Origin of the sequence: Antarctobacter jejuensis (assembly GCF_052266595.1) — a bacterium.
GTDB lineage: Bacteria > Pseudomonadota > Alphaproteobacteria > Rhodobacterales > Rhodobacteraceae > Antarctobacter > Antarctobacter jejuensis.
Genome location: NZ_JBQQXJ010000006.1, coordinates 219,415 through 242,303, shown reverse-complemented (window position 1 = coordinate 242,303; position 22,889 = coordinate 219,415). Strand labels below are relative to the sequence as shown.

The 22,889-nt window shown below is 62.4% G+C and carries 20 protein-coding genes; 4 read left to right on the top strand and 16 right to left on the bottom strand.

Annotation, left to right across the window (positions count from 1 at the left end):
* The first annotated feature begins 92 nt into the window (after positions 1 to 92).
* Positions 93 to 1,238, top strand: coding sequence for a polysaccharide biosynthesis/export family protein (locus ACTXGA_RS11040; protein ID WP_443393572.1), 1,146 nt, complete (start codon positions 93 to 95; stop codon positions 1,236 to 1,238).
* 66 nt (positions 1,239 to 1,304) lie between these two features.
* A complete protein-coding gene (locus ACTXGA_RS11035; RefSeq protein WP_443393570.1) occupies positions 1,305 to 3,281 on the top strand; it encodes a capsule polysaccharide biogenesis protein in 1,977 nt (658 codons plus the stop codon).
* A 121-nt stretch (positions 3,282 to 3,402) separates the two neighbouring features.
* On the opposite strand, the gene ribD is transcribed toward ACTXGA_RS11035, so the two are convergent.
* From ribD to ACTXGA_RS11010, 5 genes are all read right to left on the bottom strand, one after another.
* Positions 3,403 to 4,506 (bottom strand): bifunctional diaminohydroxyphosphoribosylaminopyrimidine deaminase/5-amino-6-(5-phosphoribosylamino)uracil reductase RibD, encoded by a 1,104-nt coding sequence (gene ribD / locus ACTXGA_RS11030; protein ID WP_443393568.1) that lies wholly within the window; start codon positions 4,504 to 4,506, stop codon positions 3,403 to 3,405.
* Positions 4,503 to 4,970, bottom strand: a complete 468-nt coding sequence (gene nrdR / locus ACTXGA_RS11025; protein ID WP_443393566.1) for a transcriptional regulator NrdR — start codon at positions 4,968 to 4,970, stop codon at positions 4,503 to 4,505. The genes ribD and nrdR overlap by 4 nt, the downstream gene beginning before the upstream one ends.
* Before the next feature lie 133 nt (positions 4,971 to 5,103).
* Positions 5,104 to 6,654 (bottom strand): zinc-binding metallopeptidase family protein, encoded by a 1,551-nt coding sequence (locus ACTXGA_RS11020; RefSeq protein WP_443393564.1) that lies wholly within the window; start codon positions 6,652 to 6,654, stop codon positions 5,104 to 5,106.
* A gap of 2 nt (positions 6,655 to 6,656) precedes the next feature.
* On the bottom strand, positions 6,657 to 7,412 hold the full coding sequence (locus ACTXGA_RS11015) for a DUF1353 domain-containing protein (protein ID WP_443393562.1): 756 nt from the start codon (positions 7,410 to 7,412) through the stop codon (positions 6,657 to 6,659).
* Between the two features lie 92 nt (positions 7,413 to 7,504).
* Positions 7,505 to 7,927: a secondary thiamine-phosphate synthase enzyme YjbQ gene (locus tag ACTXGA_RS11010; RefSeq protein ID WP_443393560.1), complete on the bottom strand. Its 423-nt coding sequence runs from the start codon at positions 7,925 to 7,927 to the stop codon at positions 7,505 to 7,507.
* Between the two features lie 89 nt (positions 7,928 to 8,016).
* Between ACTXGA_RS11010 and yghX the strand changes: the two genes are divergently transcribed.
* Together yghX and ACTXGA_RS11000 are read left to right on the top strand one after the other, a co-directional pair.
* Positions 8,017 to 8,922, top strand: a complete 906-nt coding sequence (gene yghX, locus ACTXGA_RS11005) for a YghX family hydrolase (RefSeq protein WP_443393558.1) — start codon at positions 8,017 to 8,019, stop codon at positions 8,920 to 8,922.
* A 445-nt stretch (positions 8,923 to 9,367) separates the two neighbouring features.
* On the top strand, positions 9,368 to 9,556 hold the full coding sequence (locus ACTXGA_RS11000; protein WP_443393556.1) for a hypothetical protein: 189 nt from the start codon (positions 9,368 to 9,370) through the stop codon (positions 9,554 to 9,556).
* A gap of 140 nt (positions 9,557 to 9,696) precedes the next feature.
* On the opposite strand, the gene rpoD is transcribed toward ACTXGA_RS11000, so the two are convergent.
* The 11 genes from rpoD to ACTXGA_RS10945 all read right to left on the bottom strand — a co-directional run bounded on the left by rpoD (position 9,697) and on the right by ACTXGA_RS10945 (position 22,774).
* Positions 9,697 to 11,682 (bottom strand): RNA polymerase sigma factor RpoD, encoded by a 1,986-nt coding sequence (rpoD, locus tag ACTXGA_RS10995; protein ID WP_443393554.1) that lies wholly within the window; start codon positions 11,680 to 11,682, stop codon positions 9,697 to 9,699.
* A 124-nt stretch (positions 11,683 to 11,806) separates the two neighbouring features.
* Positions 11,807 to 13,759, bottom strand: a complete 1,953-nt coding sequence (gene dnaG / locus ACTXGA_RS10990) for a DNA primase (RefSeq protein ID WP_443393552.1) — start codon at positions 13,757 to 13,759, stop codon at positions 11,807 to 11,809.
* A gap of 49 nt (positions 13,760 to 13,808) precedes the next feature.
* Positions 13,809 to 14,099 carry a hypothetical protein gene (locus ACTXGA_RS10985; protein ID WP_443393550.1) on the bottom strand — a complete coding sequence of 97 codons (291 nt, stop codon included), beginning with the start codon at positions 14,097 to 14,099 and terminating at the stop codon, positions 13,809 to 13,811.
* Positions 14,100 to 14,131: 32 nt separating this feature from the next.
* The gene (locus ACTXGA_RS10980; RefSeq protein WP_443393548.1) at positions 14,132 to 14,683 is read right to left on the bottom strand and encodes a sarcosine oxidase subunit gamma; all 552 of its coding nucleotides are present in this window, start codon (positions 14,681 to 14,683) and stop codon (positions 14,132 to 14,134) included.
* Positions 14,676 to 17,612, bottom strand: a complete 2,937-nt coding sequence (locus tag ACTXGA_RS10975; RefSeq protein ID WP_443393546.1) for a sarcosine oxidase subunit alpha family protein — start codon at positions 17,610 to 17,612, stop codon at positions 14,676 to 14,678. The genes ACTXGA_RS10980 and ACTXGA_RS10975 overlap by 8 nt, the downstream gene beginning before the upstream one ends.
* Positions 17,602 to 17,868 carry a sarcosine oxidase subunit delta gene (locus ACTXGA_RS10970; RefSeq protein ID WP_443393544.1) on the bottom strand — a complete coding sequence of 89 codons (267 nt, stop codon included), beginning with the start codon at positions 17,866 to 17,868 and terminating at the stop codon, positions 17,602 to 17,604. Before ACTXGA_RS10970 ends, ACTXGA_RS10975 begins: the two co-directional genes overlap by 11 nt.
* Before the next feature lie 4 nt (positions 17,869 to 17,872).
* Positions 17,873 to 18,379, bottom strand: a complete 507-nt coding sequence (locus tag ACTXGA_RS10965) for a hypothetical protein (protein WP_443393542.1) — start codon at positions 18,377 to 18,379, stop codon at positions 17,873 to 17,875.
* A 15-nt stretch (positions 18,380 to 18,394) separates the two neighbouring features.
* Complete coding sequence (locus ACTXGA_RS10960) at positions 18,395 to 19,648, bottom strand: sarcosine oxidase subunit beta family protein (RefSeq protein WP_443393540.1); 1,254 nt, start codon at positions 19,646 to 19,648, stop codon at positions 18,395 to 18,397.
* Between the two features lie 119 nt (positions 19,649 to 19,767).
* Positions 19,768 to 20,331 (bottom strand): TadE/TadG family type IV pilus assembly protein, encoded by a 564-nt coding sequence (locus ACTXGA_RS10955; protein ID WP_443393538.1) that lies wholly within the window; start codon positions 20,329 to 20,331, stop codon positions 19,768 to 19,770.
* Positions 20,332 to 20,336: 5 nt separating this feature from the next.
* Positions 20,337 to 20,870 carry a TadE/TadG family type IV pilus assembly protein gene (locus ACTXGA_RS10950; RefSeq protein ID WP_443393537.1) on the bottom strand — a complete coding sequence of 178 codons (534 nt, stop codon included), beginning with the start codon at positions 20,868 to 20,870 and terminating at the stop codon, positions 20,337 to 20,339.
* On the bottom strand, positions 20,867 to 22,774 hold the full coding sequence (locus ACTXGA_RS10945; RefSeq protein ID WP_443393535.1) for a TadE/TadG family type IV pilus assembly protein: 1,908 nt from the start codon (positions 22,772 to 22,774) through the stop codon (positions 20,867 to 20,869). Before ACTXGA_RS10945 ends, ACTXGA_RS10950 begins: the two co-directional genes overlap by 4 nt.
* Positions 22,775 to 22,889: the final 115 nt, after the last annotated feature.

Here is a 22,889-nt window from a genome sequence, read left to right as displayed (position 1 = left end):
CCTGCGGCTGCCGGACTGGCTTTTATGCACGGAGTCCGGTACGTTATCCCAAAAACCTGAGGCAGAATAAAACAGGTCGAGGAGACCGAGCAGTGAAACAACCCCCTCTCCGGTGGGCGCGTGGAGTCGCGTTCCTGGTCGCGGTGTCGCTTGTGGCATCCTGCGGCCTGCCCCGCGTTGGTCCCAACAAACGTGAAATCTATGCCGGATCGGTCCAGCGCGAAGGCGATGCCTTTATCGTCTCCGTCAATGACCGGGTGACGCGGGCCACCGCAGTTGTCCCGGCCCTGGGTTTCACCGATTCCTTCAAGAACGCAGGCGTCGTTGGATCCGACACCATCCGACCCGGTGACACACTGGGCCTGACGATCTGGGAAAACGTCGATGACGGCCTGCTGGCCGCCGAAACCGCCAATTCCACCATCCTCGAAGAGGTGCAGGTGGATGGCGCGGGCTTTATCTTTGTACCTTATGCAGGCCGCATCCGCGCCTCGGGCAATACACCGGAACGTATCCGGCAGATCATCACCACCCGGCTCGAAGACCAGACCCCCGATCCGCAGGTCGAGGTGCGCCGCGTCGCCGGTGACGGATCGACCGTTAGCCTAGTCGGCTCTGTCGGCGGTCAGGGTGTCTATGCGATCGAACGGCCCACGCGCACGCTGTCCTCCATGCTGGCGCGCGCGGGTGGCATCACGATCGAGCCCGAAATCGCGCAGGTCACTGTTTTGCGCGGCGACCAGAAGGGCAAGATCTGGTTCCAGGACCTTTACGAGAACCCGCAGTTCGACATTGCCCTGCGCGGTGGCGACCGGATCCTTGTCGAGGAAGACACCCGCGCATTCACCGCGCTTGGCGCAACCGGCACGCAGGCGCGTGTGCCGTTTGAAACGCAGGTTATCTCGGCAGTCGAGGCCATCGCACAGGTGGGCGGCCTGCTCGCCACCTCCGCCGATCCGACCGGGGTCTTCGTGTTCCGCAACGAACCGGCCGAAGTCGCAAATCAGGTGCTGGGCCGCGACGACCTCGTGGGAGCGCAGCGGCTAGTTTACGTTCTGGACCTGACCGAACCGAACGGCATGTTCATGGCGCGGGATTTCGTGATCCGCGATCAGGACACGCTCTACGTCACCGAAGCGCCGTTTGCGCAATGGAACAAGGTGATTGCCGCCCTGACCGGGACATTGGGCGCGGTCGGCACGCTGAGCACAGCGACCGACACCCTGACGGGCGGCTGACGGCCCTTGATAAAAACATACGAGGGACAGGGCCACGCCGGGGGAGATTTCCCCCGGCGTCTTTACGTGTACAACGCAGGCTTTCTACGACAGGCGCGCCTGCGCCGCATCCTGTCCCTTGCGGGGTTTCGCCTTTCGCTCGGCAGGCCCACGGCTGACGATTTTGTCGGCGTCTGGGGCCAGTCGCCCTATGCCCACCGGGGCGAGGCAATGGCCGCCCGTACCGGCGCGGGACTGGTACGGATCGAGGATGCCTTTCTGCGATCCCTGCACCCCGGACGCGCGGGAGAGCCCCCCCTAGGGCTGTTGATCGACCATACGGGTGTCCATTTCGACGGCCGCGCACCCTCGGATCTTGAAACCCTGCTGAACACCCATCCGCTGGATGACACAGCGCTGCTCAACCGGGCGCGCGGCGTGATGGCCCGGATGCAGGAGGCACATCTCAGCAAGTATTCGGCCACCAGACTGGATCTGGAAACGCCGGAGCCGGGCTATGTGCTGGTGATCGACCAGACGCGCGGCGACGCATCCGTTAGCGCCAGCGGGGCAAACCGGTCTCGGTTCCTTGAAATGCTGTTCGTCGCGCGGGAGGAAAACCCCGTCGCGCGGATCGTGTTGAAAACACATCCGGAAACCGGCGCAGGGTATCGCGCCGGCCATTTCGAGGCCGGGGATGCAGGCGGCGATGTCGTGCTGTGTGATGCGCCTGTCTCACCCTGGGCGCTGCTGGAGGGCGCAACTTCGGTCTACACGGTGTCCTCTCAAATGGGGTTTGAGGCGATACTGGCCGGGCATCGCCCGCGCGTATTTGGGCAGCCTTTCTATGCAGGATGGGGCCTGACCGACGACGAAACCGTCCTGCCCCGTCGGCGCCGCACCCTGACGCGCGCGCAGCTCTCCGCTGGCGCCATGATCCTGTATCCGCGCTGGTACGATCCCTACGACAATCGCCTGTGCGAAATAGAGGACGTATTGGGCGCGCTGGAGGCCCGCGCCCGCGCATGGCGCGAGGATCGCGCCGGTTGGGTCGCCGCCGGCATGCGCCTGTGGAAAAGAGCGCCCCTGCAGAAGTTCTTTGGACAGGAAAAGCGCATACGCTTCGAGGACAATGTGGAGAAAGCTCGGGATATCTCTGTGCGGACCGCCCGTCCATTGATGGTCTGGGCCAACCGCGCCGAGGGCGAGGCGACCCGCGTCGAAGACGGGTTTCTCAGATCGCGCGGATTGGGGGCGGATCTGATCTCTCCGCTGTCGCTGGTCCTGGATTCCGAGGGCATCTACTATGATCCGACCCGCACGTCCGCGCTGGAAAGTTGGATTCAACAGCGCGCCACGGGTCTGCGCCTAGACCAAATCGAACGTATTCAGAGGCTGATCGCCTCGATCGTTCAGCAAAGCTTGTCCAAATACAATTTATCCGGAAAATTACCCACATTGCCTGCGGGGCGGCGGATTCTGGTGCCCGGGCAGGTCGAAGACGACGCCTCCATCCTCAAAGGCAGCCCGCAGATGCAAAGCAACACCGCCTTGCTGGAGCTTGCGCGGGCCGAAAACCCCGATGCGGTGATCCTCTGGAAGCCACATCCGGACGTCGACGCCGGTTTGCGGCTCGGAATCGTCGAAAACCCGGAGCGTTGGGCCGACATGGTGCTGGATCGCTGTGACATTGGCGCGCTCTTGCAGGAGGTGGACGAAGTCTGGACCATGACTTCCTTGACGGGGTTCGAGGCCCTTTTACGGGGCTGCCGTGTCGTCACATTGGGGGCGCCCTTTTACGCCGGTTGGGGTCTGACGCGGGATCTGGGCCCTGCTCCGGCGCGCCGGTTGCACGGGCCGCGCCCGACGCTGGAAGCTTTGGTGCATGCGGTGCTGATCGATTATCCACGATACTTCGATCCGGTCACGGGCTCATCCTGCCCGGTAGAAACCGTGGTTAACCGCCTGAAAACCGGGGAAATCCCCGCGCCCGGCCCCGTCAACCGAAGCCTTGCCAAGCTGCAGGGCGCGCTGGCCAGCAAATCGCATCTCTGGCGCGGTTGAAGCTTGTTAAAAGCGCTTTGATACATCCGCCTGATTTAAAGTTATTTTCAGAGTTATCCACAGACGGTTAACCTCGGGTTAACTTCACGCAAGGGTTGTTAACCAATTGGGATTGCCCGGTTTACAGCCCCTGGCGTCGCCGCCAAACGTGGTGAATATCCGCGCCGATCCCGTGTACATCCACAAGCTGGAAAGCGGGGGTCTCGGACAACCTGTCCACCCCCAGCGCGCCAATGCCCGGATACCCCTCTGCGCCCAGTGTCAGACCGGCGGAAAACACGTGCAATTCATCCACCAGATCGCTCTGCAGCAGAGACGCGGCCAGTTGCCCGCCCCCTTCACAGAACACACGGGTCAGCCCCTCTCCGCCAAGGCCCTGCAATAGCGCGGCAGGGTCGATCCGGCCGCCCGCGATCTGACAGGGGATCAGGCGTGCGCCAATCCCCTCCCACGCCGCGCGCAGTTCCGAACGCGCCTCTGGTCCGTGACAGAGCCACACCGGCACCTCGAGCGCGGTCTGGGCCAGATTGCTCAACAGCGGGACATCGATCAGGCGTGACACGACCACGCGAACCGGCTGCCGCCTTGTTCCAAAGCCGCGCACCGTCAATTGCGGATCGTCGGCGCGGGCGGTCCCCGCCCCCACCATCACCGCATCATGGCTTGCCCGTAGCGCATGGACTGCCCGGCGCGCCGCCGGTCCGGTGATCCACTTGCTTTCGCCGGTGGCGGTCGCGATCCGCCCGTCCAGTGTCATGGCGAGCTTCAACGTCACCCAAGGCCGGCCTTGGGCGTTTTTCAGAAAGAACCCGGCGTGATCCTGCAGGGCTTCGGTCGCGCCAACGCCCGTGGTGACCTCAACGCCATGTTTGCGCAGATATTCAAAGCCTTGCCCGTCGACCCTGATATCCGTGTCGGCGATGGGGGCCACAACGCGGGCAATCCCGGCAGCGGCCAGCGCCTCACAACAGGGCGGCGTTGCACCGTGATGGGCGCAGGGCTCCAGGGTGACATAGGCCGTGGCACCGCGCGCTGCCTCTCCGGCCATCTTCAGGGCTTCGGTTTCGGCATGCGGGCGACCGCCGGGCTGTGTCCAGCCGCGGCCCACAACGCGCCCGTCACGCACGATCACGCAACCAACCGCAGGGTTCGGCCAGCACTGGCCCTTTCCGCGCCGGCCCAAGGCCAGCGCGTGAGCCATGTAGCGGGCGTCGTCCGGGCTCACTTCTCCGGCTGCCCCTCGGGCCGCAACTCACTGACGAACTTGTCGAAATCGTCAGCCGCCTGGAAGTTCTTGTAAACGCTGGCAAAACGCACGTAGGCGACGGTGTCGATCCGGGCCAGTGTTTCCATGACAATCTCACCGATCATCTTGGACGGAATGTCTGTCTCACCCATGCTTTCCAGCCGCCGCACGATGCCAGAGATCATCTGGTCAATGCGTTCGGGATCAAGCGGGCGTTTCTGCAAGGCGATCCGGATCGAGCGTTCCAGCTTGTCCCGGTCAAAATCTTCGCGGCGGCCATTGGTCTTGATGACCACCAGATCACGCAATTGCACCCGTTCGTAGGTGGTGAAACGACCGCCGCAGGCAGGACAAAACCTGCGTCGCCGGATCGAAACGTGGTCTTCGGCGGGACGCGAGTCCTTCACCTGAGTATCGATGTTTCCGCAAAACGGGCAGCGCATGGGCCCATCCCCTCGTTTTTCCTGGTGTTCCTGCCTCTGGTCATGGGGTTGGCCCCCAATTATCCACAGCCACTATAGGTCAGCCTCCACAATTTGGGTAGAGGGGAATTCACGCCGCTAGATCAGGGATGCCTTATCCGGGGATGTGCCAATCCGTGCCGCGCTGTGTGGTCACGTATTCCGGCCAGGGCAGATCAATCGGCGGCGGGTAATCGGCCAGCGGGGGGATCGGCGCGGCGGTGCGGCGGGTGTCGAACTCGGCCCAGGCGGCATCGCGCGCCTCTGGATCGGTTAACAGGTACAGCGCGGTGCGTGACAGGACACGGCCCGCCGTTTGCACACTGGGGTCGATGAGTGCGGGGATGCCGCCCAAGGCATTCATTGCCCAAGGCGGGTATGGCCCCCCCCGCAACGCCGGGCGGGCGACGTAGATGCGCGCGGTGGGCGCGTGCCAGCACATGTCGGTGTAATCATCCGACGTGCTGTTGAGCTGGCTTGGCGGCAGATCCCGTCGCAGCAGCGCCTCCGCCTCTTGCGGCGCGATGAGGCGGGTGCATTCCGGGATCAGAGGGTCCTCTGTTTCGGGCTGACCACAGGCAGATTGTACCTGCCGGGCCAACGCCTGCGCCTCTTCGGAATAAACGGGCGCGCCGACATCCTGCAGGGCATCCCACGCAAGGCCCGCCAAGGCGTGATTTGGCAGACCGGGGCGGGATTTGCAGACCCAGACCTTTTCAACAGTGCAGCCCGTCATTTGCGCCGACAGGTCCGCCTGTGCATCCAAACGGGCGGTGATCTGTTCGGCCATCTCGATGTCAGGCACGCGGATCATGTACTGAAGATCGGCTTGACGTGCGGGCAGATTGTCGGCGGTGGCCTGACCCGTGGACAGGATCGCCTCTGACACGGACCACCCGCCCCGATGCGGCAACATCGAGTCCCGCAGGGCGCGCGCGCCCTGATACATGGTCATCAGAGCATCGTTTGCACCGGGCGGGCGCACGTCGGAATGGCTCTGCGGGATAGGTGGCGCCCCCGAGCCGCCCTGCATCCACAGGTGCGGCGCCTCACATCGGAAGCGGTAGACAAAGCTGTAGGCCGCACCACAGTGCGTGTCCCAACGGACGGTATTGCACAGCGGCAGCATATAGAACGGATGCCACGATAGCATGGCGCATAGCCCGTCATAATAACCTGCCGCCGCATGCAGGGGTTTGGACCCGCGCACCTTTTCCGCCGGTTCGCCGGTGATCTGCAGCCCGCCGGGGATGTTCAGCGCCTGCATGGCCGCCTTGGTGGCAAGCACCCCGGCCAGCGCCCCCATGCCCAAGGCGGAATGCGGATCCGTGTGCCCGGCAGCCAAGGGGCCAAGCCCGTCGCGCGGAGCCTCATAAGGTACTGCCGCCTGACAATTGGCAGGGACGGCATCATATTCGGCATACATGCCGACCATCGGCCCCTGCCCCTGCGACCAGCGCGCGCAAAAGGCCGTGGGCATCCCGGCAGAGCCTTCCTCGACCTCGAAACCCTCGGCGCGCAGGCGGTCGACGTACCAGGCCGCCGACCGGTATTCCCGCCACGCCGGTTCGCCAAAGTCGAAAATCCGCGCGCACCAGTCCGAAAGCCGGGTCGCGTTCTCTGCAATCCAGCGATCTGCTTCGGCCGGACAAGTCCTTGATATCACGTTCAGAGCCCCCGAGGATCCTTCGCCGGGCGAAGATACTCGGGCATTGTCTGCGGTTCGCCGGACAGAAGCAACTCTTCGCGCTCTTCCATCCACTGTTCGATCTCGTCCGGGCTGGGATCCGTCAGTCGGATCCACTGCAGGCACCACTCCATCTCCTGCAGCAGCATGGAAGCCGGCAGATGATCCAGCGACCGTTCGGGATCATCCCAGCGCGGTCCGCCAAGAAAAACAGCGGCATACATGACCTTGGCCATGCGCGGCGGCGTACCGTTGACCAGCAGCGCCTCGTAGAACATGCGGTGCACTTCCCGCCACGGGCGGGTGCGGAAGGTTTCCAGGCCCTCGTTGCCCATGCCGCAATAGGCGTCATGCAGGGCGGCGGCCATCACGTATTCGCGGCTTTGCCGGTCCCCGATCAACGGCGCAAAGATCACCGGGATCGTCGCACCATCGGTCAGGGTGTTGACCGGCGCGGTCCATGTCTGTGCGCCCGCGTCGATGAAATCGATCTTGACCTTCGTGGGCAGGAAGGCGTGAGAAATCGCCTCCATGTAGACGGGCTCTCCGGCCATTTCCAGCGGGCCGCCGATGAAGCGGCAGATCTTGTCCCGCTTCTCGATTTCGAGACAGGTCGAGGCCAGATTGTCCGTCTGGCGCGCTATGAATTCGGGCAGGCCAATCACGGCCCCGGCACCACCTGCGGCAAGCAGGAGTCCGATGGCGATGAACGCCCGACCTTTAGACTTGCGTGGCATGGGTTCAATCCCGTTGAAACGAAAAGAAAAACGGCGTCAGCTATTGGCCGGAAGTGTACCATCAAAGGTTAGTGGAACAATGGCGGAAAACCTCACCCGCCCAGATGGGCCGCCACCTCTCGGCGATGTGGCGCGGTCCGATGTTCAAACAGGTAGACGCCCTGCCATGTCCCCAATGCCAGCCGCCCGGCCATCACCGGAATGGACAGGCTGACCGGCAACAGAGCGGCCTTGATATGGGCGGGCATGTCATCCGGACCTTCGTAGCGATGGGTCAGATAGGCCATTTCGGGCGCATCGGCATCCGGCACAAGCCTTTGAAAATAGGCGTTCATGTCCCGTTGCACGTCCGGATCGGCGTTTTCCTGGATCAACAGGCTGGCCGACGTGTGCCGCACGAACAGGGTACACAATCCGTCCCCATGCCCCGACTTGCGCACCCAATCCAGCAACTGTGGCGTGAATTCGTACAATCCCGGTCCCGCCGTGGTGATCGTGAAAACGTTATTCGCCATCCTCTTTCCCTGTTGGTTTTTGCAGGTATCCTTTTTGCATCCGCGGGCCGGCACCGCAACGGACCGGCACGGATCTCAGGGAGAGTGCGATGAACGACCAGACACCTCAGCGCCGCATGACGGCCGCCGATTTCGATCAGGAACTTCTTGATCTTTATGACTTCTATGCACACGGCAAAATCACCAAACGCGAGTTCCTTGACCGCGCGGGCAAGTTTGCCGTGGGAGGTGTGACCGCCCTCACGCTTCTGAATATGCTGTCGCCCAACTACGCACTCGCGCATCAGGTCGATTTCACCGACCCGGACATCATGCCCGAATACATCGAGTTCCCCTCGCCCAACGGCCACGGAGAAGTGCGCGGATATCTGGTGAAGCCCGCCAATGCCACCGGCCCCTTGCCCGCGGTCGTCGTCGTGCATGAGAACCGCGGTCTGAACCCCTATATCGAGGACGTCGCCCGCCGCGTCGCTAAGGCCGGTTTCATCGCGCTGGCGCCGGACGGGCTGAGCTCTGTCGGGGGATATCCCGGCAACGATGCAGCGGGGCGCGATCTGCAAAGGACGGTCGACGGCGTCAAACTGATGAACGACTTCTTTGCGGCCTACGAATTCCTCGCTGGCCACGACGACACCACCGGCAAGGTCGGCTGTGTCGGCTTTTGCTATGGCGGCGGGGTTTGCAATGCGCTTGCCGTGGCCTACCCCGAACTGGGCGCTTCCGTCCCCTTCTACGGGCGGCAGGCCAGCGCCGAGGACGTGCCAAGGATCGAGGCGCCGCTCTTGCTGCAATATGCGGAACTGGACGAGCGCATCAACGAAGGCTGGCCTGCCTACGAGGCCGCGCTGAAGGAACACGACAAGACGTACACCGCCCATGTCTATCCGGGCGTGAACCACGGTTTCCACAATGATTCGACCCCGCGCTATGATGAGGCGGCCGCAGAATTGGCTTGGGACCGGACAATCGCCTTTTTCAACGAACATCTGACGTGATCGGGACGGGCCCGCCCAAATAGGGCGGGCCCCTTACTTCCTGTCAAATTTCCGGCAGATATCAGGCATGGACGTGCCGCCCAAATGGCACGGTTCTCAATGGCCATATCCACGCCACATTCTCGCCATCGAATTCAATTTTAACGTGTAAAACTTAGTCCAATCCTGACGTTCTCGTCACAATTCAAAAATATACGACCCCACTAGTAGTTGTTTTTATTGCCTTATTTTGACGATCCTAGCGCAAAGATTTTGCGGCAATTGAGCCACGTCCATGTGCTCAAACGTATAGTTCAACCCAAGAATGATTAACACGGGCGCTCTGCCGAGATACAAATCCTGCATCGGGTTGCAAACGGAACTCTTTAAAGGAGGGGGACCGCAAAGACGGTCTCAACGGGCAATGACAATACGACTCTTTCACTGCGACAGTTGCGGTCACAAAATGCGCGTATCGCGGGACCATTGCGGCAATTGCTACGATCTGAAACCCGTCTGGCAAAACCCGGGCGTGTTCTGGTCCGGCGTCAGCGTCATCACTGTTGCCTTCGTCGCCAGCCTTGCCTTGGGTGTCGCCGTGGTCAGCGCGGACCAAAGAGCCGAAGCCGTGGAGATGCAAATCTCGTCACGGTGAGAAAAGGCTCCGCTTGCGGGCGGTTTGACAGAACTGTTCGCACGACATTGAAACGGCGCGCCCAGGGGGCGCGCCGTCAATCGTTTTAGTCCAGAGATTTCGAACGGGGCAACCAGCGTGACGCTGATTGCCCTGCCTTGTTACTGATCCAGGAAAGACCGCAGCTTGCGAGACCGGCTTGGGTGCTTGAGCTTGCGCAGCGCCTTTGCCTCGATCTGGCGAATTCGCTCACGGGTCACGCTGAACTGCTGGCCCACTTCTTCCAGCGTGTGATCGGTGTTCATGCCGATGCCGAAACGCATCCGCAGAACCCGCTCTTCACGAGGCGTGAGAGAGGACAGTACCCGCGTCGTGGTCTCTTTCAGGTTTTCCTGAATGGCCGAATCTAGCGGCAGGATCGCGTTCTTGTCTTCGATGAAATCGCCAAGCTGGCTGTCTTCCTCGTCCCCAATCGGGGTTTCGAGCGAAATCGGCTCCTTGGCGATCTTCATCACCTTGCGGACCTTTTCCAGCGGCATCTGAAGCTTTTCCGCCAGTTCCTCCGGCGTCGGTTCGCGGCCGATCTCGTGCAGCATCTGGCGACCGGTGCGGACCAGCTTGTTGATCGTCTCGATCATGTGGACCGGGATACGGATCGTGCGGGCCTGGTCGGCAATCGACCGGGTGATGGCCTGACGGATCCACCATGTCGCATAGGTAGAAAACTTGTAGCCGCGGCGGTATTCGAACTTATCGACGGCCTTCATCAGGCCGATGTTGCCCTCCTGGATCAGATCGAGGAACTGCAGACCACGGTTCGTGTATTTCTTGGCGATTGAAATCACGAGGCGCAGGTTGGCCTCGACCATTTCCTTTTTCGCCTGCCGCGCTTCCTTTTCGCCCTTCTGAACCTGGTTCACGATGCGGCGGAATTCGCTGATATCCAGACCGACATACTGACCGACCTGAGCCATGTCCGCGCGAAGCTCTTCGACCTTGTCGGTCGAGCGTTCGATGAACATCTGCCAGCCGCGACCGGACTTTTCGCCCATCCGCTCCAGCCAGTTCGGGTCCAGCTCGTGGTTGCGATATTCCTCGATGAACTCGCGGCGGTTGATGCGGGCCTGGTCGGCCAGCTTCACCATCGCGCTGTCGATCGCCATGATGCGCTTGTTGATACCGTAGAGCTGGTCGATCAGCGCCTCGATCCGGTTGTTGTGCAGGTGAAGTTCGTTCACCAGTTCAACGATCTCGGAGCGCAGCTGTTGATACTGCGCCTCATCCGCCGCGCTGAACGAACCATCCTTGTTCAGCGTCGCAGAGATCCGGTCATCCTGCAGCTCCGCCAGCGCCTCGTAATCGCTTGCGATGCGGTCCAGCGTTTCCAGAACCCGCGGCTTCAGCGCGGTTTCCATCGCGGCCAGCGACATGTTGGCCTGTTCGTCGTCGTCGTCGTCGTCTTCCTTGGCGATGGGATTGCCATCAGCGTCGTATTCCGGCTCGTCGCTCTTGGGCTTGGCCGCGGCATCGACGTTCGAAGTATCCACGACGGGTTCGTCGACCTCACCATCCTCGCCCATCTGGCCAGAGAAGGTGGTTTCGAGATCGATCACATCGCGCAGCAGAATGTCTTCGGACAGAAGTTCGTCGCGCCAGATGGTGATCGCCTGAAAGGTCAGCGGGCTCTCGCACAGCCCGAGGATCATCGTGTTGCGGCCCGCCTCGATGCGTTTCGCAATCGCGATTTCACCTTCGCGGGACAACAGTTCGACGCTGCCCATCTCGCGCAGGTACATGCGCACCGGGTCATCGGTACGGTCCAGCTTTTCCGCGCTACCGGCAGAGACAGCGACCTCACCGGCCTTCTTGGTTTCGACCAGGTCGGTCGAGCCCTTGTTGTCGTCGTCTTCCTGCTCTTCTTCCTCGGTGACCTGGATGCCCATTTCGGACAGCATGGACATCACGTCTTCGATCTGGTCGGACGAGACCTGATCCGGGGGAAGCACCTGGTTGAGCTGATCGTAAGTGATATAGCCACGCTCTCGCGCGTCAGCGATCATCTTCTTGACCGCTGTCTGGCTCATATCGAGGCCAGCATCCTCTTCCTGGTCTTCGGACTTGACGTCTTCGTTGTCCTTGGCTGCCATGCGGCTCTCCTGATGAGGGGTCCGGAAACGGGGGCGATTCGATGAAACGACTCAATAGCGCGATTAAGTGATTCGCACACCCGTCTAACCTTATTTCTCTACGTTTTCGTCACTGATTCGACGATTATCCGCGGTTTTTGTCGAATCGAATCTGCGACAACAGCGAATCGAGGGCATTGCGTTCCTCACGGTCGATCTGCGCACCGTTCGGGCCGATATCATATTCGGCCGCGTCCTCTTCGTTGCGGCGTCCGGCCTGCGCGCGCACCCGCGCCGCTTCGGCCAACCTCCATGTCAGCGCCTCGTCGGCGTGCGCTTCCAGATCCTCTTCGGCTTCTCTCAGTTCCGCATGCCAGCCGTCCTGCGCCGCCAGCTTGGCCAGTTCTTCGGCCACCGTCAGACGGGCAAGCTCCGCGTTTCCGGGGGTTCGGATGCAGGGAACGATGGCGACATGGCGTCCTTCCAGCAGCATTTCAAGGGGGTCATGCCCGATTGCCGCCTCAGCCTCTGCCCGCATGCGCTCTGCGTTGCCGATACAGCGCAGCATCACGTCCCGCAGCAGCGCAAGCTGGGGGTCCGTGCAGGGCATATCCTCCAGCTGTTGCTCGAACTCCGGTCCGATTTCCGGGGCGGAGAGGATCGCGGCAAGGATCACCTCTTCACGCAACCGGCGCTCTCCGGCCTCTCCCCCCGAGGCCAGTAGCGACGCCTTGGCAGTCTGGCTGGGCGGCAATGGCGCGCCCTTGGGTCGCCACGGGGTCCGCTTGCCGCCCTGCCCGCGTTCGGGCCGTTGCGTGCGGAACGCCTGATAGCGCAGCTCCTTCAGCGCTTCGCCGTAGTGATGTTTCAGGCTGGGATCCTGAATCTTGTTGATCCGGGAACGCAGGGCCTTGTCCAAGGCCGCGCGCCGTTCCGGGCTGTCGAAATTCTTGCCCTCGGTTTCCTGCCGCCACAGCAGGTGTACCATGGGCATGGCGCTGTCCAGAACCGCCTTTACCGCCTCCGGCCCTTGGGCACGCAACAGGTCGTCAGGGTCCTTGCCGTCCGGCATCAGGGCAAAGCGCAACCCCTTGCCCGCCTCCAGAACCGGCAGGGCAACGTCGATCACCCGGAACGCCGCGCGCAGGCCCGCCGTATCCCCGTCCAGCGCGATCACCGGTTCCTCCGACACGCGCCACATCAACTGCAACTGCGGTTCGGTCACGGCGGTGCCCAGCGGCGCGACAGAGGCTTCGAACCCCGCCTCTGACAGCGCGATGACGTCCATATAGCCCTCGGCAACGATCAGCGGCTGGCCCTTGCCGGCTGCCTCACGCGCCGGTTTCAAATTGAACAGGTTGCGCGACTTGTCGAACAGTTCCGTTTCCGGAGAGTTCAGATATTTGGCGTTGTCGTCCGGGTCCATCGCCCGCCCGCCAAAGGCGATGGCGCGCCCGCGCCCGTCCCGGATGGGAAACATGATGCGGTTGCGGAACACGTCATAGGGCGCGCGCCCCTTGTCGGATTTCTTGACCAGTCCCGCCGCCAGCATCAGGTCCGCAGACACGCCCTTGGCGCCCAGCGCGTCGCGCAGGTTGTCCCAACCCGGCGGCGCAAATCCGATCTCCCAACGGTCCAGCGCGGCCTGATCCAGCCCGCGCTTGGCAAGATAGGCCCGCGCAGCCTCTCCTGCCCCGGTCTTGAGCATCAGGCGGAAGAATCCCACCGCCTGCTCCATGACCTCGGCCAGTTGCGTACGGCGGTCCGCCTTTTCCTGTGCCCGCGGGTCCTGCTTGGGCACTTCCATCCCGGCCTCGGCGGCAAGGATTTCGATGGCTTCCATGAAGCCAACATTCTCCGTCTCACGCACGAACTTGATGGCGTCCCCGCTCGCTTGACAGCCAAAGCAATGGTAGAAACCCTTGCGGTCATCCACGTGAAAAGACGCGGTTTTTTCGTGGTGAAAGGGGCACGGCGCCCACAGGTCGCCCTTGCCCTGATTGGATTTACGGTTATCCCACAGCACCTTGCGCCCGACCACCTGGGCCAGGCTCAACCGATTGCGCAGTTCATCCAGAAATCCGGGGGGGAGACTCATGCCTCTCAATATCGGGTTGGGGTGCGCGGTGGCAAGCCCCTGTCGCCGGTCATTGACCCGCAGGCATCGCCTCGCACTGCGCCCGCGCCGCCTCTGCCAAGGCCGGGGTCAGTTGCTCTTCGGGCAGGAGATAGACAAAATCGGCCAGCTCGTTTGCCGCCTTGCGTTCGCCCATCTCGGCCTGAAGCGCGCGGCGCACGCTGCTCTTGGGTTCACCCAGAATCCGAGAGTCGATCGCCAGCTTGAACCAGCTTTCCGTCTTGGCGCATTTGTCGGCCTCCTGCGCAAAGGCACCGGTGGCAAAGGCCGAAACAACCGCAATCACAACAAACATACGCATGTCACACTCCCACGAAACATTCCGGGGTGTATCTAACCCGCCGCCTGTCGGGCGGCAACCGAAGCCATGGCTTCGCCGATCTCATGCGCAAGAGTCCGCGCCATCGACCGAAAGGCCATGATCCCAAAACCATCCTCGCGCCGCCAGATCGTAATCGTCATGTGCTGACACAGCGTTCGGGCGGAGGTGCCAACCGGAAAGGCGGCGGGGCGCAGATCGATGGGCACCAGCCGGGCCAGGACATCCTCTGCCGCCTCCCCGGCCAGCAGGACCGTCGCCCAAGCATCGCTCTGATCCGTCATCGCGGCCAATTCGGCAAGGCCAGGATCCGGGGCCGGGCCAATCAGGAACGCCTGATCGCGCCCCGACCAGATACAGGAAACGCCTTCCCCTTCATCGGCCTTGCCGACCTCGGGAAAGGACACGCCATGCGCCGCCTGCAACGCGGCAGACAGTGCCGCGCGCTGCCCCCGCAACGGCAATAGCGCCGTGATGTGACCGGGTGCGATTTCGCTCAGGGTCACGCCGCCCCGGCTGATGGGCAAAAGCCCCTCGCAGGCTGTCTTTGCTGTCAGCTCAACCACGCATCCGCCCTCCATCCGGGTCATGGGCCACCGGGTCGCCCACCAAACACAACATGTCGACCCCGCGCAGGTGATCGACCATGCGCACCGTTTCTCCGTGCCGGGCGCGGCCGTTGCGCAGGAAACCAAGGCCCAGATAGGTGCCAAGTGTCGGAGAGAAGCCGACCGAAGTGATATATCCTTGGTCGTTCACCCGCACCGGCTCCGCGCCCTCGTTGAACAGATGCGCCCCGGCGGTCAGTTGCGCGCCTGTCTTGACCGGGCGCAGGCCCACCAGTTGCTCACGCCCGTCCTCGACCAAACCGGGCCGCGCCGCCAGTTCCTTGCCGATACAGTCCTTCTTGGCCGAAACCATGCGGGCGAAACCGATGTCAAAGGCCGTCACGCGGCCGTGGATCTCGGCATGGGTGATATGCCCCTTTTCGATCCGCAGCACGTTCAGTGCCTCCATTCCGTAGGCCCCGCCGCCCAGCGCCTCTGCCCGGCCCACAAGCACCTCGTAGAGGCTGGCGCCATAACGCGCCGGCACCGCGATCTCATAGGCATGCTCACCCGAGAAGCTGATCCGGAACAGCCGCGCACCGATCCCGCCGAGGGAAACCGGCCCGCATTGCATGAACGGAAAGCGCTCATCATCGATAGGGGCATCCAGAACGTCGTTGAGCAATTCACGCGCCTTGGGCCCCGCAACAGCGAATTGCGCCCACTGTTCCGTGACAGAGACAAAGCGCACGTCCATCTCCCGGCAATAGGCCTGTTTCACCCAGTCCAGATGCTTCATCACCAATCCGGCGGCGGCGGTGGTCGTGGTCATCACCCACTGGTTATCCGACAGCCGCGCGGTGGTGCCGTCGTCCATCACATGCCCGTCCTCGCGCAGCATCAATCCATAGCGTACACGCCCCGGTTTCAGCGTCGAAAAGGTGTTGGTGTAGACGAAATCCAGGAAGGCGCCCACGTCCCGCCCCTGCAGATCGATCTTTCCCAGCGTCGAGACATCGCATATGCCGACAGTGCCACGCACCATACGCACCTCCCGGTCACAGCTTTCGCGCCACGTGTCCTCGCCGGATTTGGGAAAATACGAAGGCCGATACCAGAGCCCGGCCTCGACCATCGGCGCGCCGCGCAGGACGCTGCCTTCATGAGAGGTGGTGAACCGTTGCGGGGCAAAGCCATCGCCCTGCGCCCCCGCCCCCATTCCGGCGATGGAGACCGGCACATAGGGCGGGCGAAAGGTCGTCGTGCCGGTTTCGGGAATGCCGCGCCCTGTGGCATCCGCCAGCACCGCCAGCGCCGAAACGTTCGAGCTTTTACCCTGATCTGTGGCCATGCCCTGCGTCGTGTAGCGCTTCATGTGCTCGACGCTGGCGTAATTCTCTGCCGCGGCCTGCTTGACGTCCTTCACGGTCACATCATTCTGAAAGTCCAGCCATGCCCGCCCTTTGCCGGGCACCGCCCAAAGCCGCCGCAGCCGGTATTCCGTCTCCTCCGCCACCGGAAGCATGGGCATCGAGGGGGCAAAGCCCAGTGCCTCTGCCGCAGCCGTTCCGGCCTCTGCCCCGTCGCGGAGGCATCCGCCCGTGGAAAACACGCCGCGCGCCGCCCCGGCCACCGTCATTCCCGGCACTGCGCCCTCTCGCGGGACAAAGGCGGCGATCCGGTCATCCCAGACCGGTCGCCCGTTCAGATGACAGGTCAGATGGACCGAGGGGTTCCAGCCGCCAGAGACGCCCAGCGCCTTGACCGGCAGGCGCTTGTACGCCCCATGCGGCCCGACCATATCGATGCCTTCCAGTTCTTTCATGCCCAGCCCGCGCCGCACCTGCCATCCAGGATAAAACGGCACGTCTCCGGCAAGGTTCTCGGCGTCATGGCGGCTGTCGATCAGCGCGATCACGTCCAGTCCGGCGGCCTGCGCATCCCGAGCCGTGCGATGCGCATCGTCGTTATTGCCAAAGACCGCTACCTTTTCACCGGGCGCCACGCCCCAGCGGTTGATGTAGGCCCGCAAGGCGCCCGCCATCATCACCCCGGGCCGGTCATTGTCACGAAAGGCGATGTGCCGCTCCAGCGCCCCGGCGCAAAGCACCGTGCGCTTGGACACGATCCGCCAGAAGCACTCCACCGGCGCGTCCCCAGACCGGTCCAGATGCTGCGTGACCCGTTCCAGCGCGCCATAGGTGCCGTCGTCATAGGCCCCGGTCACCGTGGTGCGCCGCATCAGCCGGACATTTGGCATGGTCGCCAGTTCCGCCGCCAGCGACAGCGCCCATGCGTGCGCCGGTTCATAGTCGATCTCTTCTTCTTCGGCCTCCAGCCGCCCGCCAAAGTCGCAGCCTTCATCGGCAAGGATCACCTCCGCGCCGGTCCGGGCCGCAGCCAGCGCCGCCATCAACCCGGCAGGGCCGCCGCCGATCACCAGCACGTCGCAGAAGGCAAAGGCCTTTTCATAGCGGTCACGGTTGTGTTCCCCCGACAGCGCACCCAACCCCGCCGCGCGCCGGATCATCGGCTCATAGATCTTTTCCCAAAAGCTCTTGGGCCACATGAAGGTCTTGTAATAAAAACCTGCCCCGAAAAACGGTGCGGCCAGGTTGTTGACCGACAGCATATCGAAATCCAGGGACGGCCAGCGGTTCTGGCTGACCGCTTTCAGCCCGTCGTACAGCTCCTGCACCGTGGCGCGCGTGTTCGGATCCTGATCCTTGGCGCGCTGGATGGTGACCAGCGCATTCGGTTCTTCGGATCCAGCCGTCAACACGCCCCGCGGGCGGTGGTACTTGAAGCTGCGCCCCATCAGGCGCACCCCTTCGCCCATCAGCGCAGAGGCCAGCGTATCGCCGGCGAAGCCGCTGTAGGCTTTGCCGTCAAAGCTGAAGGACAGGGGCTTTGACCGGTCGATCCGGCCCTGGCCGTCAATCCGCATCCTGCGCCTCCACCAATTGAACGTCGAAAATCTCATGCGTGGTGGTGTCGCGCTCCACCACCAGCCAAGAGGTGCAGCCCGCCTCGTGATACCAGAGCTCTCGCGTGCGGCCCCTCGGGTTGTCCCGCAGGTGCAACCAATCCGCCCAGACTTGCGGCGCATCCGCAGGCGCGGGACGGTCCAGCATGGACGCGTCCCCCTGATAATAGAATTCGCGCCGGTCGCGCGCGCCACAGATCGGGCAGGTCAGCCGCATCTTCTTACATCCCGTAACAATCCGAGTCCGCGACCCGGTAAAGCCGATAGCTCGTGTAGGCGCCGGGCACCTCGGCCATGTCCATCACGCCGCCGCATTCACTGGTTTCGCCCACCAGCATGTAACGGGTACGAAACACCATGCCCTGCCCGTCCTGCTTGGTGACTTCCATACGGCCGCCGTCACATTCCACCTGGCAATAGGGCGCGCCGCTTTCGGTTCCGCAGATCAGGAACTGCTGCAACCGCGCCCCCACCCAAGGCTGGCCGCGCACATGCCCCTGGTTGGCGGGCACCACCTCGATCCGCGCCTCGCGCGCCACCTCTGTCATCCATTGACCGACGAACAGGCGCACGGATTTTACAACCTGGCTCGGGTGCGCCCGCAGATGCGCATCCGAATAGACGCGCTGATAACAGCCGGGGCGAATATCTTCGGCCACGGCGGGCGCCGCCATGCTCAGGGCGGCCACAAACGCCCTTGCCAGAACTCCAATCCTGCGAACAGCCATGATGTTTCCCCTTCATCAATGGAGGTTGTGTTGCGCGCCCGTTCCTTCTTCGTCCATCAATCCGCGTCCGGTGGTGAACCGGTCCAGCCGGAATTTCGAGGCCGGGTCATGCGGGCGGTCCTGTGCGATCAGATGCGCAAAGGAAAAGCCAGAACCCGGCACTGCCTTGAACCCGCCGTAACACCAGCCGCAGTTCAGGTAGAGACCGTCGATATGTGTCTTGTCGATGATCGGAGAGCCGTCCGGCGACATGTCCATGATGCCGCCCCAGCTGCGCAGCACCCGCGCCTTGCCGATCATCGGCATCAGCGTCATCGCCGCCTCCATCACATGCTCTGCCATGGGCAGATTGCCGCGCGCCGCATATGAGGCGTAGAAATCCAGATCGCCGCCAAAGACCAGCCCGCCCTTGTCCGACTGGCTGATATAGAAATGCCCCATGCCATAGGTCACGACGTTGTCGATGCAGGGCTTCAGCCCCTCGGTGACAAAGGCCTGCAACACATGGGTTTCAATCGGCAGCCGCATCCCGGCCAGCCCCGCCACCTGTCCCGAACGGCCGGCGACGACAATGCCCACCTTCTTGGCCCGGATGGCCCCGCGAGAGGTCTGCACCCCGGTCACTTTACCGCCATCGATGTCGATGCCGGTCACTTCGCAGTTCTGAATCAGATCGACGCCGCGCTGGTCCGCGCCGCGCGCATAGCCCCAGGCAACCGCGTCATGCCGCGCGGTGCCGCCGCGCCGCTGCAACAGCCCGCCGTAGATCGGAAAGCGCCCGTTATCGAAATCCAGAAAGGGCACCATGTCGCGCACCGCGTCCCTGTTCAGAAGTTCGGCATCGTCGCCCTGATTGCGCATCGCGTTGCCGCGCCGGGCATAGGCATCGCGCTGCCCGTCCGAATGGAACAGGTTCAGCACGCCCCGCTGGCTCATCATGGTGTTGAAATTCAGCTCCTGCTCCATCCCCTCCCACAGCTTCAGCGAATGGGAATAGAATTCAGAGTTGCCGGGCAGGCCATAGTTCGCGCGCACGATGGTCGTGTTCCGGCCCACGTTGCCGCCGCCCAGATAGCCCTTTTCCAGCACGGCGATATTGGTCAGCCCGTGCTCCTTGGCCAGGTAATACGCGGTGGACAGGCCATGCCCCCCGCCGCCGATGATGATGATGTCATATTCGGCCTTCGGCTCGGGAGAGCGCCAATGCGGACGCCAGCCACGGTTGCCCGTCAGACCTTCGGCCAGAATCTTGAGACCGGAAAAGCGCATCGCTCCCTCCACCAGAGTTCCGCGCCAGAAAAGCAGTCTCGCCGCCGGGGTTCAATGTCCCCCGGCGACGAAACATGACGTTTTTCGTCCCTAACTCAAGGCTTACGCGAATGTCGCGCTTATCCGTCGCTCCAGACGATCTTGGGCGCGAAACGCGGACGGGTAAAGCCGTAGTTGTAGAACAGCCCGGCCCCGGTCAGCCCCGGAATGGCGAAGGGCGGTTGATAGTAGGTTTCCGTCTCGACCACGATCACCCGCTCGTTGTGCAGCATCGAGGGCAGCTTGTCGTGCATCTCGGTCAGTTCGGTGGTCTGCAGGGATGCAAGGCTGCCGCGCGTCTTGGACCATTCGGTCTCATAGGTGTTGTCGGTGCCATTGTAGCGCACCAGCGTCACCCGCAGCGAGCTGTCGCCGCCCGGACGGACGAGGAAGTCCAAAAGCTCCACCATCCCGTCCAGATACAACCCGTCGATCGGATCGGTCTGACGCGAAATCGCGTCCGAGATCGTGTAGGCGGCCTTGGTGTTCAGCGCCTTGTAGCGAAAGGCGTCATGCAGGGAAAAGGTCGCCGCGATCAGGAACAGGATGAAGGGCAGCCAGATGATGACTTCGATGGTGATGTTGCCACGCGTGTCTTTCGCAAAGGCGCGCAGGCGGCGAAGGAGGAGGAAGGAACGGTTCATGGCGATTACCTCGGTTCCTGGACAAAGGCAGAGGTCGCAACCAATTGGGTGTATCCCTGTTCGTCCTTGTGAAGGGCCTCGCCGAAGGGCATCATCGGCATGGCGGGCTTGTATTTCAGGCAAGCGCGCAGCAGCATCAGGTCGTTGTCCTGCCCGGCGACAAAGCTGCGCACCGGCCGCGGATCTTCTTCGACGTTGATGCAGTCAGCTGACGGCGGCACTGCCTGAAAGTTGCGCGGATTGACTTCGACCATCTCCAGCCGCAGGTTTTCCATGCATCCGTCGATCACCGCGTCCGCGCAGATCTTGGTCCGCACCTCTTCGTAGGTGGGGACATCGCCGGTGTTCAGGCGGATATCCCGTGTCGCCAGATCCAGTCCCCGTTCCAGCAGCGCGTGGCGCAGGTTCATGTATCCCATCTCTACCGCAACGGCGAGGATGAAGAAGAAGGCGGTGAAGTAGACGGCGAATTCAACAGTGCTGGAGCCGTCTTCGTCCTTGCGGAAACGTGCCATTAGGCGGGAAGTACGCTTGGTCATTGGATCAGCCTCAGGTTGTTGATCTGTCGCGCGATGGTGTCAAAGGTGTCGGCGATCTCGTCACCCTGGACGTGGAAGAAGTGGCTTGCCGAAGAGGCGCATTGCAGCATGTCGTTGGTCGCATCACTGCTGGTCTCAAAGGCAATCGTGAACACGGTCACCCCTTGCGCCTTCGCCAGATCGCACTGTTGCTGCAGATAGGCCACGTTCGCCGACTGAGAGGTGAGGGTGTGGTAGCTGGCGCCACCCTGCACTTGCAGTTCTGTCTCACCGTTGATCGGGTCACGCGGATCGTTGGGACGGAACTGGTCGGTTGTCTGACCATCAGTCATCAGCACGATGTATTTCTCGGTCTCCGGATCATGCCAGTCGATCGGGCGGCCTTCGAAACGCGGCGCAACAAGGCCGTTGGCGATCAGGTGGCTGACTTCGTCCCGGTTGTTCGGGTCCAGCAGCGCAAGGCCATACTTCATGCCGTAGTGCGTTCCGGTGCCGTCGTGCATCCGCATGTCCGCGATAAATGCATTCAGGGCAGCTTCGTTGTCGGAGTAGTACTGGATGGCCGTGTCTTCACCCGGGCACCAGCCCCAGTCCATCACGTCATTTGCGATGGGCCAGTACATGAAGTGCGAGACATAGTCGTCCGACAGCGGCATATCCGTTGTGGTGAATTCGCTGCCATAGATCTCGATGCACGACCCCGGCATGTTGATGTTGACCGGTTCAGCAGGCTCGGCTTCGGGGTCGGGCTGTTCTTCCGGGCTGGGCGGCACATAGCTCGGTTCCCATGCAACGTAGTCGATACCGCCGAAGCTATAGGTATTGCCGGGGATCTTGCCCTTGTTCTTGGTCGGGCCAAGATCGGATTCCGCTCCGTTCTGATCGCCTTTGACCTGGAAATACCGGGTCTTCTGGGTGCCGCCCTTGATCGAGATGCCAAGGAACTGGCTCGGGTCGGTGATCTTGTTATCCTGCGCGATCATGTAGGCGACCGCACCACGGAAGAAATCATCGGCGTCGCGCGGCCCGTTGTCGGGGAAATCCTCGATCTTATGGGCGCGGTTGTAGACGTCATCGCCATCGGTGTCGAAGTAGACGACGATGTTCGAGATATCCTGTTCCCATGCCGGGAAGTACCCAGCCGCGACGGGCGCCGGGGCGGAGCCGTCAGTGCAGGACGGGTCTGCCAGACCCTCATCATAGTTCTCGGCGTTGTTGTTGCACAGCGAACCGCCAGGAGCATCCTGGTCGCCGTTGCCCCAACCGTTGTTCTGCTTTTGCTTCGGACGTTCGCCGCGGAAATAGTCGAACAGGATATCACCCGGGTTCACCTGCCCCGCGAACGGCACAAGGTTCAGGGTGGTCACACTGTCGGTATTCTCGGCCATGACCTTGCTGACAAAGGCCTGCGCGGCAGGCTTCAGCTTGACCATCCGGTCATTGAATCGCATCGAGCCCGAGATATCGAGCACGAGGCTGATCTCGACGTTCGAAATTTTTTCCTCGGCCACGCTGATGGCGGGCGGCGTCAGGTTGTCATACCCGCTCATCTTCAGGAACAGGGTCGCCATGTCTGACTCGCCCCAGGCCTTGACCGTGCGGTGGTTCAGACCAGAGGTGACCTCTGTTCCCAGAAGGACGTGGTTCATACCCGACTTTTCCAGGTAGTCGCGCACCACGGCGTCCGATGTCTGAACCTGGTCCAGATCGGCCGCGGCCAGCACGGCACGGTCCATGGTTGTCTGCAGTTGGGCGCGTGTGGCTTCAAATCTCATGATGTCCACCGCGGCGCCGGAAACCAGCAGAATTAACAAAATCATATAGACCGAAAAGATTGTGACGTTGCCGTCCTCGTCTTTCGCGAACTCTCGGGCCAATGCCCAGGTCGATGTCGGTCGCTCCATTACTATTCTCCCAAGGCGTGGTGCCACTCTGGCGAGAACAAGGAATGGTTAACAAATGTGCCGGGAATGCGGCTGGATTTGGCGCAACTTCGAACGATTTTGAGGTATTTGCCCT